At 40.2% G+C, this 15,632-nt stretch carries 12 protein-coding genes, 1 pseudogene and 1 other annotated feature; of the genes and pseudogenes, 3 read left to right on the top strand and 10 right to left on the bottom strand.

The annotated features are described in order from the left end of the window. Positions 1 to 2 precede the first annotated feature (2 nt). The 5 genes and pseudogenes from hisH to hisG all read right to left on the bottom strand — a co-directional run bounded on the left by hisH (position 3) and on the right by hisG (position 5,016). Positions 3 to 608, bottom strand: a complete 606-nt coding sequence (gene hisH / locus D3222_RS05810) for an imidazole glycerol phosphate synthase subunit HisH (RefSeq protein ID WP_118985313.1) — start codon at positions 606 to 608, stop codon at positions 3 to 5. Next, the gene (gene hisB, locus D3222_RS05805) at positions 608 to 1,675 is read right to left on the bottom strand and encodes a bifunctional histidinol-phosphatase/imidazoleglycerol-phosphate dehydratase HisB (protein WP_118985312.1); all 1,068 of its coding nucleotides are present in this window, start codon (positions 1,673 to 1,675) and stop codon (positions 608 to 610) included. Before hisB ends, hisH begins: the two co-directional genes overlap by 1 nt. Further along, complete coding sequence (gene hisC, locus D3222_RS05800; RefSeq protein WP_255417016.1) at positions 1,675 to 2,790, bottom strand: histidinol-phosphate transaminase; 1,116 nt, start codon at positions 2,788 to 2,790, stop codon at positions 1,675 to 1,677. The genes hisB and hisC overlap by 1 nt, the downstream gene beginning before the upstream one ends. Then, a pseudogene (hisD, locus tag D3222_RS05795) lies at positions 2,791 to 4,110 on the bottom strand (histidinol dehydrogenase); the annotation flags it as partial. 6 nt (positions 4,111 to 4,116) lie between these two features. Continuing rightward, positions 4,117 to 5,016 carry an ATP phosphoribosyltransferase gene (gene hisG / locus D3222_RS05790; RefSeq protein WP_118985311.1) on the bottom strand — a complete coding sequence of 300 codons (900 nt, stop codon included), beginning with the start codon at positions 5,014 to 5,016 and terminating at the stop codon, positions 4,117 to 4,119. 26 nt (positions 5,017 to 5,042) lie between these two features. Then, positions 5,043 to 5,166 (bottom strand) — a sequence feature (His leader region). Positions 5,167 to 5,473: 307 nt separating this feature from the next. Here hisG and D3222_RS05780 point away from each other — a divergent pair. Next, the gene (locus D3222_RS05780) at positions 5,474 to 6,301 is read left to right on the top strand and encodes an SDR family oxidoreductase (protein WP_118985310.1); all 828 of its coding nucleotides are present in this window, start codon (positions 5,474 to 5,476) and stop codon (positions 6,299 to 6,301) included. Positions 6,302 to 6,307: 6 nt separating this feature from the next. Here D3222_RS05780 and D3222_RS05775 read toward each other — a convergent pair whose 3' ends face one another. Next, positions 6,308 to 6,928, bottom strand: a complete 621-nt coding sequence (locus D3222_RS05775) for a glutathione S-transferase family protein (protein WP_118985309.1) — start codon at positions 6,926 to 6,928, stop codon at positions 6,308 to 6,310. A gap of 369 nt (positions 6,929 to 7,297) precedes the next feature. On the opposite strand from D3222_RS05775, the gene D3222_RS05770 reads away from it, so the two are divergent. Further along, the gene (locus tag D3222_RS05770; protein ID WP_369973500.1) at positions 7,298 to 8,440 is read left to right on the top strand and encodes a serine hydrolase; all 1,143 of its coding nucleotides are present in this window, start codon (positions 7,298 to 7,300) and stop codon (positions 8,438 to 8,440) included. A gap of 92 nt (positions 8,441 to 8,532) precedes the next feature. On the opposite strand, the gene D3222_RS05765 is transcribed toward D3222_RS05770, so the two are convergent. From D3222_RS05765 to D3222_RS05750, 3 genes are all read right to left on the bottom strand, one after another. Next, complete coding sequence (locus D3222_RS05765) at positions 8,533 to 9,387, bottom strand: hypothetical protein (protein ID WP_118985307.1); 855 nt, start codon at positions 9,385 to 9,387, stop codon at positions 8,533 to 8,535. Positions 9,388 to 10,087: 700 nt separating this feature from the next. Next, entirely contained in the window at positions 10,088 to 10,426 is a 339-nt protein-coding gene (locus D3222_RS05760; protein ID WP_118985306.1) for a hypothetical protein, read from the bottom strand. Between the two features lie 1,146 nt (positions 10,427 to 11,572). Beyond that, entirely contained in the window at positions 11,573 to 11,887 is a 315-nt protein-coding gene (locus D3222_RS05750; protein WP_118985304.1) for a Cro/Cl family transcriptional regulator, read from the bottom strand. A 1,021-nt stretch (positions 11,888 to 12,908) separates the two neighbouring features. On the opposite strand from D3222_RS05750, the gene D3222_RS05745 reads away from it, so the two are divergent. Then, positions 12,909 to 13,730 carry a hypothetical protein gene (locus D3222_RS05745; RefSeq protein WP_118985303.1) on the top strand — a complete coding sequence of 274 codons (822 nt, stop codon included), beginning with the start codon at positions 12,909 to 12,911 and terminating at the stop codon, positions 13,728 to 13,730. 77 nt (positions 13,731 to 13,807) lie between these two features. Here D3222_RS05745 and D3222_RS05740 read toward each other — a convergent pair whose 3' ends face one another. Continuing rightward, on the bottom strand, positions 13,808 to 15,106 hold the full coding sequence (locus D3222_RS05740; RefSeq protein ID WP_118985302.1) for an HAAAP family serine/threonine permease: 1,299 nt from the start codon (positions 15,104 to 15,106) through the stop codon (positions 13,808 to 13,810). Positions 15,107 to 15,632: the final 526 nt, after the last annotated feature.

Genomic DNA, 15,632 nt, shown 5'->3' with positions numbered 1-15,632 from the left:
GCTTACATCTCCAGAAAATTCTTTAATAGTCTGGCTCCGGCAGCACCGGAACGTTCAGGGTGAAACTGCACGCCAAAGAAGTTATCTTTGGCGATTGCACTGCTGAAAGTATTGCCATATTCAGTTTGCGCAATGGTGTAGGTATTCAGTGGGATCGCGTAGCTATGGACAAAATAAAAATAGGCATGGTCTTCAATACCACGGAATAGCGGGTGTCCGGCTTTTGGCAGAACTTGATTCCAGCCCATGTGTGGTAATGGAAGCCCGTGATTAGCCATTTTTTGGACGGGGGAAGCAATAACTTCGAGTAGGGAGATATTGTCACCTGTAACATTATCGCTTTCTTCGCTGGTGGCAGCGAATAGCTGCATGCCAAGGCAAATACCTAACACAGGTTGACTGAGTACTTTAATTAACGATATAAGTTCCCGTTGTTTCAATTGATCCATTGCGGCACTGGCAGTGCCGACGCCAGGCAAAAGTAATTTATCTGCTGCCAGAATCGTTGCTGCTTCCTGACTGATTTCAGGTTGATAGCCTAATTTTCGGATGGCATAAGCTACCGATGACAAGTTAGCGCAGCCAGTATCGAGAATGACGACTTTCATCACAGAACTCCTTTGGAACTAGGCAATGTATCGCCTTCTACCCGAATCGCCTGACGCAGTGCTCGGCCAAAGGCTTTAAACAGGCTTTCTGCTCTGTGATGATCGTTGCTGCCTTTTGTTTTTAGATGCAGTGTACAGGCCATTGTATAAGAGAGTGAACGAAAGAAGTGCTCGATCATTTCAGTACTCAGATCACCCACCCTCTGGTGTTTGAATTCAGCTTTATATTCCAGATGAGGGCGACCGGAGATATCGAGAGCACAGCGGGCAAGGCATTCATCCATTGGCAACACAAAACCAAAGCGGCAGATGCCCCGTTTATCTCCCAGAGCCAGTTTCAATGCTTCTCCCAATGCCAGACCGGTGTCTTCAACGGTGTGGTGATCATCAATACAGAGATCGCCTTTAACCTGAACATGCATGCGGAAGCCACCGTGAGTAGCAATTTGATCCAACATATGGTCAAAGAACCCGACACCGGTATTGATATCGTTGCCACCTTCATGATCGAGCCAAACGTCAATATTGATGGATGTCTCTTTAGTGACACGTTGAATGTGAGCGTGGCGATCTTTACGGGTTAGTTGTTCACTGATGGCAGACCAGCCAAGGTTTTTCGGATGATAACGTAACCCCTGAATGCCCATATTTTTTGCCAGTTGCAGATCGGTTTCCCGGTCACCAATCACATAGCTGTTAGCGGTATCCATCAAGCCTTCTGCCAGATATTTTTCCACCAATTTTATGTTTGGTTTACGGCAATAACAGTTCTCTTCTGGTTTGTGAGGGCAGATTAAAACTTCATCAAAATGGATGCCTTGAGAACTGAAAATCTGCATCATCAGGTTATGCGGCGGTTCAAACTGTTCTAATGGAAAACTATCTGTGCCAAGGCCATCCTGATTGGTGATCATAATCAGCTTGAACCCCGATTTTTGCAGAGCAAGCAGAGCAGGAATAACCTCGGTTTCCAGTGCCAGTTTATCCAGACGATCAACCTGAAAATCTGTTGGCGGTTCTGTGATCAGCGTGCCATCCCGATCAATAAAAAGGAGTTTCTGGTTCATCAGCTTGCTGTCTCCTTTGGTTGTTCATTTGGTTGTTTATTTACAGTGGAAAGGGTGCTGATGGCTTCAACCACCTGCTCACATTCTTTACGGCTGCCGATGGTGATCCGCAGGCAGCCCTCTAAACCGGGCTGTTTGCGTTGATCGCGCAGGATGATGCCCTGATGCCATAATGTTTTGAAAACAGTTTCTGCGTCATAGAATTTCACCAATATATAGTTGGTTTCACTGGGAAATACCCTTTCAACGATAGCTAACTTATTCAAAGCTTGTTGCAAGTCATTGCGGTTTTCCCTGATCTCAACGACACGTTTTTGCATAATTGCGATACTTTCTGCTGTCAGTGCCTGTGCTGCAATATCCGCAACAGGAGTAGAAAGCGGGTAAGGTGCAATCACTTTTAACAACAGAGTGATGATATCCACAGATGCGAGAGTAAATCCACAGCGCAAACCGGCTAAAGCAAAAGCTTTCGAGAGGGTTCGCAAAATGACTAAATTTGGATAGTTTTTTAGCCAGCTTGCGATATTATTTTCCGGGCAAAATTCAATATAGGCTTCATCGATAGTGACAATTGCGCGGTTAGCGGCCAGTTCCAGAACTTTGCGCAGTGAATCAGAATTAATTGCGTTTCCTGTTGGATTATTAGGGCTACAGATATAGATCAATTTTACCCGGTCAAGGTTATTTTCGATCGCTTCAATATCCAGTTGCCAATTTTCCAGTGCGGCAATTTTCTTTTGTTCGACACCAAAAGCTTCAGCGCTGACACTGTACATACCATAAGTCGGAGGGCAAAACAGAACCATATCTTGTCCGGGTTCACAAAATACGCGGATGAGAAGTTCAATGGCTTCATCAGCACCACGACAGGCTAGCACTTGCTCAGGTTGTAAACCGGCATAGGCGGCATAACGACGGATAACCGAGGCTGGCTGGCAGTCAGGATAGCGGTTCAATGTTTGTTCAGTGCATTGAAAATCAGGAGCTAGTGGGTATTCATTGGCATTCAACCAAACATCGCCATTGCCGCCAAGGCGACGAGCAGACATATAAGGGGTTAATTTGCGGATATTTTCTCGTGCCAACAGATTGGCATCAAAAATGTTATTCATATTCACTCCTTGACCGGCAATATTCAGTGCCGCCACACGTAAGGTGACAGCGTTTTCATGAGCGGTCAGTTGTTCTGCTTGCGCCAGTGTTTCAATGGTCTGAGCTAGGTTCAGCAGCCCTTGTGGCGTCAGTTGTTGAATTGTCATACGTTTTAGGAAATCCGCCAGACCAAGGCTGGAATGGGTCGAGGTGTAGCCATAAGTGGGTAATACGTGATTGGTTCCTGATGCATAATCTCCTGCGGATTCCGGCGACCAGTCACCGAGGAAAATGGAACCGGCGCTAGTGATTTTTTCAACCAGTTGTTCTGGTTGACGAGTTTGAATAATCAGGTGTTCTGGGCCATAGCGGTTGCTGATTTCCACACACTGTTGCAGGCTTTTTGTCACAATAATCCGGCTGTGCGCTAATGCCTTGGCGGCAATCTGGTTGCGGGGAAGCAGGAGAAGCTGTTTTTCGATTTCCGCTATCACTTTTCTGGCTAACGTTTCATCAGGCGTAACTAATATCACTTGTGAGTCAGGGCCATGTTCTGCTTGTGAGAGTAAATCGGCCGCCACAAAGACGGGGTCTGCCCCCGCATCGGCGATAATAAGCAGTTCCGATGGGCCGGCAGGCATATCAATGGCGGCACCCTCTACGTGCTGACTAACTTGTCTTTTGGCCTCAGTGACATAAGCGTTACCTGGACCAAAGATTTTATCTACTTTGGGTACGGATTCTGTTCCGAATGCCATAGCGGCAATGGCTTGAGCGCCACCAATCTGGAATATTTCCGTAATTCCACACAGTGTGGCTGCATAGAGAATTTCATTGGCAATCGGTGGTGGGGAACAAAGTACAACTTTATGGCAACCCGCTATTTGAGCAGGTGTTCCGAGCATCAAAACGGTAGAAAGTAATGGTGCGGAACCACCGGGGATATAGAGCCCGACAGAATCAATAGGCCGTGTTACTTGTTGACAATAGACCCCAGGTTGGGTTTCTACTTCGATCTTTATAGGTTTCTGCGCTTCGTGGAAAACGCGGATATTATTCATTGCCCGTTGCATTGCCTGTTTAATGTCGTCATTCAGGCTGTTTTCTGCGGCGGCTATCTCTTCCGGTGAAATACGGATATTTTCAATAATCGTTTTGTCCAAATGTTGGCTGAGTTCACGCAGAGTGTGATCGCCATACTCTTTTACCGTATGCAGAATGTGTTCCACTGTACGGGAGATTTCTTCGGAAGCTGAAATAGCAGGGCGTGTCAGTAAAGCGCTTTGCTGTTCATCATGACATTCCTGCCAACGGATCAGGGTATCGAAACGGTTAGTCATTTTCGTTTACTCCATCATTTTTTCGATCGGCAAAACTAAAATGGAGCTGGCGCCAAGGGATTTAAGCTTCTCCATTGTTTCCCAAAACAGTGTTTCACTGCTCACCATGTGCATGGCAACGCGGTTCTGATCCCCCGCCAGTGGTAGAATTGTTGGCCGTTCTGCCCCTGGTAGCAGAGCAATCACTTCTTCGAGTTTTGCACTGGGTGCGTGCAACATGATGTATTTGGATTCACGGGCCTGAATCACCCCTTGGATACGGGTCATCAGTTTCTCAATCAATTGCTGCTTATCGGCGGGCATTTCACCATCACGTTGAATAAGACAGGCTTTGGAACGGTAGATAATTTCTACTTCCCGCAGACCATTCGCTTCCAGTGTTGCGCCAGTTGAAACCAGATCGCAGATGGCATCTGCTAACCCGGCGCGGGGAGCAACTTCAACTGAGCCATTTAGCAGACAGGATTTAAAGTGGATTTTTTTCTGATCGAGATAACGTTTTAACAGGTGAGGGTAAGAGGTTGCGATACGGGCATTTTGTAAACATTCGACGCCAGTATAGTTGTAGTCTAGAGGAGCGGCCAGTGAAAGGTGACAAGTGCCGAAATCAAGACGGCGTAAAGTGAAATAACGTGGATCTTCTCCTTGAGCGCGACGGCTTAATAGCTCTTCTTCCAGCACGTTTTCACCGATAATACCCAGATCGACGACGCCATCCATAACCAACCCTGGAATATCGTCATCACGTACCCGCAAGATATCAATTGGCATATTTTCCGCGAATGCGATTAAGCGCTGTTGTTGCAGATTAATTTTAATACCACAGCGAGCCAGTAATTCTCGTGAATCCTCGCTTAATCGGCCTGATTTCTGCATTGCGATACGTAAACGTGATTTATCTAACATTTTTATCCCCACTTAAAATCGAAAACATAAAAAAACCCCCGGAAGGATCCTTCCGAGGGTTTTTATCGCATTCATGCCACCGGAAGACCTGTTAAACGTCTTCCAGCACACAACCGCCTGAAAGACTAATCAGGATGATGATGATGGTAATGGCTAAATTGAATGCGGATCATAATGATTTCTCTTTATTTATTATTGCTATCGGTGACTGTTTGCTGCCGGTTGCTTTTATTCACTGACCAACAGAGGTTAAATTTTTTGCTTGCTATTCAACCTATACGATTTGACGGCCTAAAAGCAATCTATTTTTTTAACAGTAAATTTATATTGTAATAATGTTTTGTTTTTACTTGAAATATTGTTTTCTATGGAAGAAATACAGTATCAATAATAACAGTGGCTTAATGTTCGGATTGTTTGCATAATCAAAGTAATATCAGGCATGGCAGGAGTGGTGATGAAAAAAGTTTCCATTATTGGTCTGGGTTGGTTGGGGATGCCATTAGCCAAGGCATTGAGTCGCAGTAGTATGCAGGTTGTTGGCAGTAAAACGACGCCAGATGGTGTAGAGGCAGCACGTATGTCTGGTATCGAATGTTATTTGTTACAACTGGAACCTCAGATCAATTGCGCACTTGATGATTTAGAGCAACTGATGGTAGCCGATGTGCTGATTATCACTTTACCGGCAAGCCACACTGCTGGTGGCAGTTATAACTATGTTAGGGCAGTTCAGTTAATTGTCGATACGGCTCTCTCATACTCTGTGCCAAGGATTATTTTCACCAGTTCTACTTCTGTTTATGGTTTTGTTGCTGGCAATCTCAATGAAGATGCGCCTTTTTGCCCTGAAACACTTTCCGCTCAGGCATTGGTTGAATTAGAGAATTGGTTGCACAAACTGCCAAATATTTCTGTTGATATTTTGCGTTTAGCCGGTTTGGTAGGCAGTGGTCGTCATGCCGGGCGTTTTCTGGCGGGGAAAAAGGGAGTTAAAGGGGGTAATCAACCGGTCAATTTAGTTCATCAGGATGATGTTATTTCAGCCATTAACCTATTAATTCAGAAGAGTGAAGGTGGGAATATTTATAATTTATGTGCGCCTGTTCATCCAACCAAAGCTGAATTTTATCCTAAGGCCAGTAATCAGCTTGATTTAGTTCCACCTGAATTTGCCAGAGAAGAAATTCAGGTGGGAAGTAGGACTGTTGATGGCAGTCGTATTTGTCAGGAATTAGGATTTAAATATCAATATCCCGATCCTGGATGGATGCCAATGAGCTGATTTTTCTCAACTTAATTCAATCATAACAATCTCTTTGAACGCGGGTCTTTCTGTCATTAATTGGTACCAGCGTTCAATATTTTTCAGAGATGGTCGTTTGATTGGAATATTGAGCCAAGGATAAATCATGGGTCCTAATGCAATATCAGCCATGCCAAATTTATCGCCAGAAAGATATTTCTGTTCTGCCAGGGTGTTATCGACCACTTTCATCAGTTTTTCGATTTCAATCAGGGTTTGTTCTATTTGTTTTTGATCCCGTTCTGCTTCAGGTGTGCGAATAAAACCTATTATGAGTTGCCTGAGATGAGGAAACAGATGTGAACCAGCCCAATCCATCCATTTATCCGCATTCGCTCTCTCCTGTAGATCTTGTGGATAAAGTATATCTTTACCAAATTTTGCGGCAAGATAACGAACAATTGCGTTGGATTCCCACAAAATAAAATCGCCCTCCTGTAAACAAGGGATTTTTCCATTCGGATTCATTTTCAGATATTGCGGGTCATCCAGTTTGCCAAATTTACCGCCAATATCGACCTGATTATGCGGTACATCGAGTTCTTTCAGACACCAGAGCACTTTTTTCACATTGGAAGAGTTTTTACGGCCCCAAATGGTTAGCATGGGTTTCTCCTTGAGTCGGGATGATAAGAAAATCGTTTACTTGTTACCAATAATGTTCCATCAGATTAAATGAAAACCAATGATCAGCACAATCTTTACACTGTTTACGTTGGTTTCTTGTCGTACAACATTTTATACCCTTCATCTTTCAAGCTGCTGCTTTGTTGGCTGCTTTCACTCACCCCAGTCACATAGTTATCTATGCTCCTGGGGATTCGTTCACTTGCCGCCGCGCTGCAACTCGAAATCTATTAGGTATATATTAATAAGAATTTGACATTTTTTCTTATTAAGTAAAGGGGAACGATGATGAAGAAAAATCTAGCGATGACGATGAAATGTGTTATTGCGGTGCTGACAGTGGCATCGATGGTAAGTGCCCGTGTTTATGCATCGGATGAACCTGTCGTTCCACCAGTGGACGCTAGAGCTTATGTGTTAATGGATTATGACAGCGGTAAAATTCTGGCGGCGGGTAATCCCGATGAGCGGCTTGATCCAGCCAGTCTGACAAAAATTATGACCAGTTATGTTGTTGGTCAGGCGATAAAAGCGGGAAAAATCACGTCGGAAGATATCGTTACTGTGGGAAAGGATGCTTGGGCGACGGGTAATCCCATACTGAAAGGTTCTTCTCTTATGTTTCTTAAACCCGGTGATAGGGTAAAAGTGCTCGATCTGAATCATGGTGTTGTTGTTCAGTCTGGCAATGATGCCAGCATTGCTTTAGCTGATTATGTGGCGGGTAGTCAGGATGTATTTGTTAGTCTGATGAATAATTATGCGAAAGCACTTGGGTTGACTAACACCCATTTTCGTACGGTTCATGGGTTAGATGCTGAGGGCCAATTCAGTACTGCTCGTGATATGGCGGTATTGAGTCAGGCTATGATCCGTGATGTTCCTGATGAGTATGCCCTGCATAAAGAGAAAACATTCACCTTCAATAAAATCCAACAGCCTAACCGTAACCGATTGTTGTGGAATAAAAATATGAATGTTGATGGTGTGAAAACAGGATATACCAGCGGTGCCGGTTATAACCTGGTTGCTTCAGCAACAGAGGGACCCATGCGGCTGATTTCTGTGGTGCTAGGAGCACCAAGTGATCGGATTCGTTTCGCTGAAAGTGAAAAATTACTTGCATGGGGACTCCGTTTTTATGAAACAGTGACGCCGATTAAAGCTAGCGAGCCGTTTGTTTCACAAAAGGTTTGGTATGGCGATCACTCAGATGTTGCTCTTGGCGTGGAAAAAGATGCGGCGATCACCATTCCTCGTGGGCAGTTGAAAAATCTGAAAGCCAGTTACACGTTAAATCAGACTCCACTAACCGCGCCTTTGACGAAAAATCAGGTTGTCGGTGTGATTAACTTCCAATTAGGGGATAAGATAATTGAACAACGTCCTTTGGTGGTTAAAGAGGCAGTAGAGGAAGGTGGCTTTTTTAACCGTATTTGGGATTTGATTGTGATGAAAGTGAGTGGTTGGTTTCAGGCGATTTTTGGTTGATTTGACGTCAATATGAGGTTTATGTGGCAGGGTGGGTGGAGTGATATTCTTCCTGATTTAGGGCGCGGCATTTTGCCGCGCACGTTTTACACTTATTTTTTTCCATCCAGAGAGCAACGTTTGCTATTTTTTACCGTAGATCCGTTGTACCGGCCTTTGAATAACAAGACACCATCAGGTTTATCTTGCCAGTAAGCCCATAATTCGATCTCGGTTCTAACATGATGGCCGATGTTTTCGTAACGAATATGTGTAGGTGATAAACCTCGATAATTGCGGGTTGATGTTCCTTCATATCGGAGTTCATAGCTAGTAGCGAATCCTGTTAAATCGCCATTTCTGAATAGGATACAGGTTGCTACGTCATGAAACTCTACCCATCCGTTAAGTGGTTTATTTTCACCTTCAGTTTCTATTTCAAAAACAATGACATTTTTGCCAGTTTCAGTTTTGCCAAATACCATCAGCTTTCCATCTTCGATGGGGCGCAATAAGGATATTGAATTCTTTTCTGGGTCTATAATTAAACCACCATATTCAACTCCATTGACACTGGCTGTGTAATTGGGAAAACGATTAACATGGCCTCCTCCGAAAATAACAAGAGGTTCCTGAGGATTTGAAACATCAAGTTCACCGGCAAAAGGTCGGACAGCATCACCGTCAGAAAAAATCTTTTCACTTTCTCCAGTGCCAATAGCGCCATATATTTCTATTTTACTGTTCCAGGCAACTTCATCTTTTGCTATGGGAACAATAATGAGGTTCTCAGATACTAAGATTGGTGGAGATTGGTAAGTAATCCCCTCAAAGATAACATCGTAAACATCAAAAAATTCAACACTGCCCTCAACAAATTTGACGGCCCTATGCCATGCTCCATCGTAGAAATGATCTGTTGCATAACCTGAGGATGGCTTTTTAATACGTTGGCTTTCTTCTGACATTTTATCACCTATTATGAAGAGTAATGAATGAGAGAAAAATAGATATTTCAGCATTAAAGATAGTAGTAAGCGTTATTGATACTTGTCAAGAAAATAGGATTTAATTGGGCTTTTTATTATTTCATAGGTAATATTAGATAGAAAACTAATTTGTGATAAATTAAGATGTTAACGTTCAAAAATAGATTTAATACAATTGTTTTGATATGTTGTTATTGAGTGTGTTAAATGTATGATCAATGAATTTATTAGGATTAATTTTAGGTCTATTATTGTCTTTTTATTATTGTCGTAGGTTTTTATTTTATATTTTAGATAATATTTAAATTAATTGAATATAGATTAATGACATTAAAATAGCATTATACCCTTCATCTTTCAAGCTGCTGCTTTGTTGGCTGCTTTCACTCACCCCAGTCACATAGTTATCTATGCTCCTGGGGATTTGTTCACTTGCCGCCGCGCTGCAACTCGAAATCTATTAGGTATATTGAAATAATATTTTTAAATTTAAAGCGATGTTGCCAGAACAGGCAGAATCCTGTGGTTAAGGTTCTGCCTGGAGAGGGGAATATATGATAGAAAATGTTTTTAGCTTTTACTCAACATTAGTTTTACTCTACCAGAGAAATGCTACACCCAATTTATATTTTAACAATGAGGAATTAGGTGCAGCTATTTAGCAACTTATGACTCTATATTAAGAATCCAATAATGTTGCGTTGTAGATATAATTGTAACCACCAGGAGAAACCGCTGATGAAGAAGTTATATTTACACGTTTGTTATTACTGCAAGCGCTCAGAAGAAGATGATACAGCGCTGCACCTCTGTAGTCTTGAGCGTTCCACCATAACAGATAGTTAAATTTACCGTTAGCGAATTGCATAGTGACAGTCACTTGCAATTGGTTTTGATCAGGTGCAGCCTGAACTGAAGTTACTGTACCAACAGCGAAATAGTAGTTAGGAGTTGGAGAAGTTTGTTCAGGTTTATTTTCTGTTACCACTTCATTAGAAGAAGGATTTGTATAGTTCATCGTGTTAACCTTTTAATTTAATGTAATTGGAAAAAATAATTTTTACCAAAATTTACGGGCAGTCATTTGTCCGCCGAAGAAATATAAGGTAATTGGTAATTGTAATCTATATTAAAAGTTTATCTGTGTTATATAATTATTGATGCTGTTAAAAAGTCGCCAATAATATATTTCCTCTAAATGGTTATAATAATCAAATGCATCACTCTAATCAAAAAATAATATTGATATTTATTTCCTGCTGTTGAAATGGAGAAATTAATAATCTGTTCAAGTGGGAATTATTTATGCAGGATGTTCTTATTAATAGAGTATGGGTACGGAAGGGACAGTAGGAATTGAAGCGTACTGGCAGTATGTGGTGAATGATTTAAATTTTAATTTTCTAGTTGATATTTAGATAAAACATTGTGAAATTATTCTTATCCTATAGTATTTAGTGTGGATATATATAACTGCAAGATCTGAAATTAATTTATTTAAATCTATTTAATATTTAATAATACCGTGGTGCATGATATTTTATTAATAATTACAATGTGGAAATATTATTGATATAATTACATCTGTTGTTAAATATTCACAGTGTGCAATAAAGAGATGTTATTCTACCCTGTTTTTAAAGATTGAGTGGATGGCATGTGCTATTTTAAAATGATTTATAAAATAAATTTTTTTGAGTGAAATTAAATTTTTATAAAAATATATTGATATTTTTGTATGAAATAGATGGCTGTGTTAATTAATTTTAATTTATTGAAAGTTTGTTTTTTGTTATTTTTGTGCGTTTATATTTTTATATTAAATGTAACTATGGCAGGCAGAGCATTAATATTACGCTCTGCCTTAGATAGGGTAGAATGTGCCGTTATATACCCTTCATCTTTCAAGCTGTTGCTTTGTTGGCTGCTTTCACTCACCCCAGTCACATCATTATCTATGCTCCTGGGGATTCGTTCACTTGCCGCCGCGCTGCAACTCGAAATCTATTAGGTATAAAAGTCAGCTTCATTATACCAGAGAAATGTTGTGCCAAATTCCTATCACAACAGTACTGTATTTTGCGATCAATGAGATCGCTTCAATCAGATTGAGTTTCTATTAGGAGTCTATTATTTGGCCCAAGCATTTCAACAAACAATTATTTTACATAGAGATTTCCACGCAATTAATGTAATCGCAGCCGAGAGGACCAACTCTTCCTACGGTGCCTATTTTCACATCTTTCTTAGCACAAAGCGCTTCCATCAGGACTTTATAAATCGCCATGCCTCTATTGTCTAGCAGATTCCATTTCAAAAGCATTTCTTCACATGTGCCATCAAGCATTAATACAGTCACCATAACTTGCATAACTTTGTCTGGCATAACTTTCATTGCAATAACTTTACAGCTACGTAGCATTACGTCATCTACTATATCTTTATCTTTAATTAAAGAGGGATGCATGTCGTTAATCATAATATAAACTCCAAAATATAATTTAATTAATTGATAAATAAGCCTATATTATCTCAGAATAAAGAACGGCAAACCGTCCGTTTGAGAAATATAAGGTGGTTGGTACTTCTACTATAAAAGCAATCTACATAAGAAATTTTTTTCGCACTAAAAATATAGGACAGTTAATGTTTTTAATTGGCATATAACATTTTCTCTAACACATATAACTATAGGTGCCATTTATAGGTTGTCAAATAAATTTGGAAAAATAATGTAATTGCCTGATATATTGAGTCATTTTATTAAAAAATAGAAAATATATTGTTGATGTGAGAAATATAAAATAACTGGAATTTTTTATATCGTATATAATTATATTAAATTAAAATATAATTGAAAATTTATTTGTTTTGAATGATTAGTTTTATAATTAAAATTTCAAATTATATTTTTGATTGTTGTAAATAAACATGGTTAATTTATTTTCTTGAAATTTATATAAATATTAATATAAATGAGATATTGTATGTGTTTTTTATAAAAAAAACTTTTCTTTATGAAGTGTTCGTCTATTATTTAAAAAACTCAATAGTATATAAAATAGCAATATAACTAATCATTTCAATATTAAGGTTAAATTGTGTTAGAGTAATTTTATATTTATCAATAAATTAATGCTATTAGAAATAAAATAGTTAGAATTCATTATTCTATTGAATACGGCCGTAGATTGCTTGTTTTTGGTAGGGAGTTAATACATGCATTTAGTGCTTTAGCAGTAACACATTTAAGACAATACTGGGGAGGTAGTTATAAATTGGTTGACAATATAGTGTTAAGCTGTTGTTGGGAAAATAATTATCGTTTTTTAATGGGCGTATATACCTAATAGATTTCGAGTTGTATCGCGACGGCAAGGGAGCGAATCCCCGGGAGCATAGATAACTATGTGACCGGGGTGAGTGAGTGCAGCCAACAAAGAGGCAGCTTGAAAGATAACGGGTATAGGCTCACTATTCTATGATGAAGAGGTGGTTATATGTCATATCTTGATCCGTTAGCGCTTTCTATCCGTTTTGGAAATCGCAATAATTTAGGCGCTGACAAGCGGTGGACGGATAAACCTAATCCTCTCCATAAGCTTAATCAGGAGCAATTTACTTACATTTATGAGGATAGTCTGCATTTTCTTTATGGTCGATATAGATTCAATCCAAGTAATGGACGAGATAATATTTTGACAGATATGCAGGTGTCGAAAATCAAGACGGGGAAATATATTGATCAATATGGTCATGATGAACAGTATGAGGTTCTTGGTCTCCTTGGTGGTATGGGAACATTTCCTTTACATTCAATATTCGGTACGTTCAGAACAGAAGAAGTCGATCTGATTAGTTACTATTTTTATATTGCATATGTATTGACGGGTAATTATTCAATTCAAAATCGTTATTTTTACCAAGGTTATCCAATGGGGCCTAATAACGATGAAGGGTTAGATTATCTTCTTATGTGGAACGCCGTTGATATCATTCCACCACCGTATAAGCCGGGTTTGCCACGATATTTCCCGCTGATTAACGGTTATATTCTCTTTCCTTCAGCAACTGAGGCTGTAGTTATCTCTAATATTTCTACTGATGCCAGGTTTATCCGTCTTGAGGAGACTGGCAATAGGTTTCCTTTTACTGGAGAGATTGCGACCAAGACGCCTTATATCCTGACAGATAAGTTGCGGCAACAATGGGACGAAGAACAGCAGCAGGGGGTACCAATAGACGAACGTGGATATTTTAACGAAGACGATTTGTGGCAATATGATGAACAGCAGGGGGATTGGGTGAAGTGGGTGGTGTAGCTTAAATTTTTCCGCTAGCTAGCTCATGTCATTATTCGGTTGCTGCTCGCTTGAAGAGAACAGCAACCAACTGTTTATTATGCAAATAGTGAGTAGAGGACAGCAGAGATAGCAACTAACCCCATAAAGATGACAAACAGATTACTCAGCTTGCCGCTATATTTGCGCATTGCCGGAACTTTACTGATTGCATACATTGGCATAATGAACAGCAACATTGCGATAATAGGACCACCTAATCTTTCGATCATTTCCAAAATACTTGGGTTCAGAGTAGCGACAATCCAAGTCGTTACTAACATAAAAATGGACGTGATACGATTCAGCTTTTTAGGCTCAATAGTTTTACCTTGGTCACGCAATGTCTTAACCACGATACCATTAAAACCTTCACGCGCACCCAGATAATGGCCAAGGAAAGATTTGGTAATCGCTATGAATGCAATAAACGGAGCAATGTAGGCAATGACTGGTGTATTAAAGTGGTTAGCCAGATAAGACAGAATAGAAATATTTTGTGCTTTGGCTTCCGCCAGATTTTCTGGAGACAGGCTCAATACGCAGCTAAATACGAAGAACATCACGGTTACAACCATCATGATATGGGCGTAAGCTAGAATGCGGGAGCATTTTTTCTCAGCATTTTCACCGTATTCTTCACGTTTTGCCACAGCAAACGCCGAGATAATTGGCGAGTGGTTGAAGGAGAACACCATTACCGGGATCGCTAGCCATAGAGTAATGAGCAGCCCATGACTTGCACTCGATGCAGAGATGCTGATGTTTTCGAAGATTGCGGTGTTCCAGTTAGGGATCAGATAAAACGCCAGCAGCATCAAAACGGCAACAAATGGGAATACCAGTACGCTCATTGCCTTAACAATAGCCTGTTCACCGAAACGGATGATGGTCATTACTCCAATAATTAGGATCAGAGCCAGCAGGGCACGGGGGGGGGATGGCAGATGTAATTGGTGAATAATAAAGCTGTCTACGGTGTTGGTAATAGCAACGCTGTAAACTAAGAGAATTGGGTAGATAGCGAAGAAGTAGAGCAGGGTAATAAGTTTACCTGCCAGGCTGCCAAAGTGCTCTTCTACTACTTCGGTAATATTTTCGCCAGGGTTTTTACCGGATAGAACGAAGCGACACATCCCACGGTGGGCGAAGAAAGTCATTGGGAAAGCCAGTAGCGCCATCACCAAAAGAGGTAGTAGGCCACCAATACCGGCGTTGATGGGTAAGAATAATACACCGGCACCAATCGCAGTACCATATAAGCCAAGCATCCATACTGTATCTGATTTACGCCAGGTTTTATAATCGCTTGGGCGGGTCGCCTGCGATGCGATCGTACCTGTTTGAGTCATATCCATAGTTATCTCCGAGAATAACGCGGTAAATTAAAAAATGAAATCACAATGCCGCAAGTATGCAATAAATGCAAATACATGTGGCTTAACTCTTTCTTTATAAAAAATAAATTTTTTAAATATCGCTGGTGTTTATTTAAACGTTCTTATTACCATATTAACATTTTGGTCGAAAATTGGACTTTAAATTAACAAGCCAAAATTTTCACTTTACTTTCTTTTTTGAAAGAAAGTCTGGAAATTTTAAGACCAGACTTTTGATAGCGGCAAGATAGCGATTTTTAGTGAATAGTACCGTGATCATAGTCTCAAATGTATAATGTATCTCGAAAAGTCATCATGTTACGAGATTTAGTGTAATTGTTGTCTAAATATTGTGAATTTTAATGAGGTTAAATTATAACCTCAATTTGCCCATTATTCAACTCTCATTATTCTCTTATGTTTTTGTTATTTCCTGTCTGTTTGTTTACATATTAATGAATAAAAATGGTAAATAGCGTAAATGGTTAATAAATTGATAAATATC

The sequence above is a fragment of the Photorhabdus sp. CRCIA-P01 genome, from assembly GCF_003545805.1.
Classification (GTDB): Bacteria; Pseudomonadota; Gammaproteobacteria; order Enterobacterales; family Enterobacteriaceae; genus Photorhabdus; species Photorhabdus antumapuensis.
The sequence above is the reverse complement of the archived record's forward strand: the minus strand, read 5'-3'. Positions and strand labels throughout refer to the sequence as shown.